1 protein-coding gene and 1 pseudogene are annotated in these 1943 nt (G+C 66.6%); both read left to right on the top strand.

From position 1 onward, the window contains the following. A pseudogene (locus F591_RS32190) lies at nucleotides 1-254 on the top strand (hypothetical protein); the annotation flags it as partial. Then, nucleotides 232-1806 carry an FAD-dependent oxidoreductase gene (locus F591_RS0126920; RefSeq protein ID WP_019537629.1) on the top strand — a complete coding sequence of 525 codons (1575 nt, stop codon included), beginning with the start codon at nucleotides 232-234 and terminating at the stop codon, nucleotides 1804-1806. The pseudogene F591_RS32190 and the gene F591_RS0126920, both read left to right, overlap by 23 nt. Nucleotides 1807-1943 lie beyond the last annotated feature (137 nt).

The raw sequence follows: 1943 nt of genomic DNA, 5'->3' as shown, positions 1-1943 counted from the left end.
CGGTGAGGGCGGCGGAAGCGTCGGGAGTGGCGGAGTCGGTGAGGGCGGCCGGAGCGGTGGAAGCGGTGAGGGCGGCGGAAGCGTCGGGAGTGGCGGAGTCGGTGAGGGCGGCGGAAGCGTCGGGAGCGGCGGAGTCGGTGAGGGCGGCGGAAGCGTCGGGAGCGTCGGGAGTGGCGAGAGCGGTGAAAGTAGCGAGAGCAGCGGGAGCGCGGCACGGGAGGGGGCAGGCTCATGAATCGGGAATACGCTTGTGACATCGCCGTGATTGGCGGCGGAATCGGAGGCTGCGCCGCTGCGTTGGCCGCCGCGGAGGCCGGGATGCGGATCGTGCTGACGGAGGAGACGGATTGGATTGGCGGACAGTTCACGAGTCAAGCCGTTCCGGCGGATGAGCACCGCTGGATCGAGCAATTCGGCTGCACCCGCAAGTACCGGGAGTTCCGCAACCGCGTTCGCGGGTACTATAAGGCGAACTATCCGCTGACCGCGGAGGCGCTGCGCAGCGACCGGTTTAATCCGGGCGCGGCCATTGTCAGCCGCCTGTCCTGCGACCCGCGTGTCGCCCTTGCTGTGCTGCAGGATATGCTCGCCCCGCACATCCATGCAGGACGCATCACCCTGCTGCTCAACGTTCGCCCGAGCGGGGCGGTGACGGACGGCGATACGGTCCGCTCCGTCACGCTGGAGCATACGCCATCCGGCGGCTTCGTCGCCGTCGGGGCGCGCTATGTGCTCGATGCGACCGAATGCGGCGACCTGCTGCCGCTGACCGGCACGGAATACGTGACAGGGGCCGAATCGTCCCGGGATACCGGGGAGCCGCATGCGCTTGCCGGGGAGCCGGAGCCGCTCGACATCCAGTCGGTGACGTGGTGCTTTGCCCTCGATTACCGCGAGGGGGAAGACCATACGATCGAGCGGCCGGCGGCGTACGCGTTCTGGCGCAGCTATCAGGCTCCTTTTCAGCGAGACCGGATGTTCAGCTGGACGCCGCTAATGACGAGCGAAGCGGTGAAGCGTTTTTCGCTGTTTCCCGAACCCGGGGCTTTCTCGCTCTGGAATTACCGACGGATCGTCGACCGCTCGCAGTTTGCGCCGGGAGCGTTCGACAGCGATATAACCATTGTCAACTGGCCGCAAAACGACTACTGGCTCGGCAATATCTACGAGGTGCCGGAGGAAGAGCGGCAGCGGCATTTGGAAGGGGCCAGGCAACTCAGCCTCAGCCTGCTGTACTGGCTGCAAACGGAAGCGCCCCGACCCGACGGAGGGGCCGGGTATCCCGGGCTGCGGCTGCGCGGCGATGTGACGGGGACGGCGGACGGGCTGGCCAAGGCGCCGTATATCCGCGAGTCCCGCCGCATCCGCGCGGAATTTACGGTCAAGGAGCAGCATATCAGCCCCGAGGTTCGCGGCGTTGGCGGCAGGGCGGAGCCGTTTCGCGACAGCGTCGGCATCGGCAGCTACCGGATCGATCTGCATCCGACGACAGGCGGCCGTGAAGGCTTCTATATCCCGAGCCTGCCGTTTCAAATTCCGCTCGGCAGCCTGATTCCCGTGCGGATGGACAATCTGCTGCCGGCCTGCAAAAACATCGGCGTCACGCATTTGACAAACGGCTGCTATCGTCTGCATCCGGTGGAGTGGAACATCGGCGAGGCAGCCGGAGCGCTGGCCGCCTACTGCTTGCAGCGGGGAGTTTCGCCGCGTCAGGTGCGCTGCGATCCATCCCGGCTCGCCGACTTCCAGGACGCGCTGGTCCGGCGCGGGGTGGAGCTGGCATGGCCTGACCTGGGCCCGGTATAGCCTGGACCAAGGGACCGCGGCCGGGTTGTCATTCGCCAGCAAACGAAGCGAGCCTTCGCCGCTGCCAGCGGGAGGGCTCGCTATTTTGAGGCTCGCGAATCTGAAGGGGGCGCGAATCTGTGGCTTGCGAATCCGGG

This window comes from Paenibacillus ginsengihumi DSM 21568 (genome assembly GCF_000380965.1).
Classification (GTDB): Bacteria; Bacillota; Bacilli; order Paenibacillales; family NBRC-103111; genus Paenibacillus_G; species Paenibacillus_G ginsengihumi.
This window is presented reverse-complemented; position numbering and strand designations above follow the sequence as displayed.

Excerpts from the sequence above, each read along its gene's own strand:
- F591_RS0126920 (WP_019537629.1), top strand. The coding sequence starts at position 232 with ATGAATCGGGAATACGCTTGTGACATCGCCGTGATTGGCGGCGGAATC.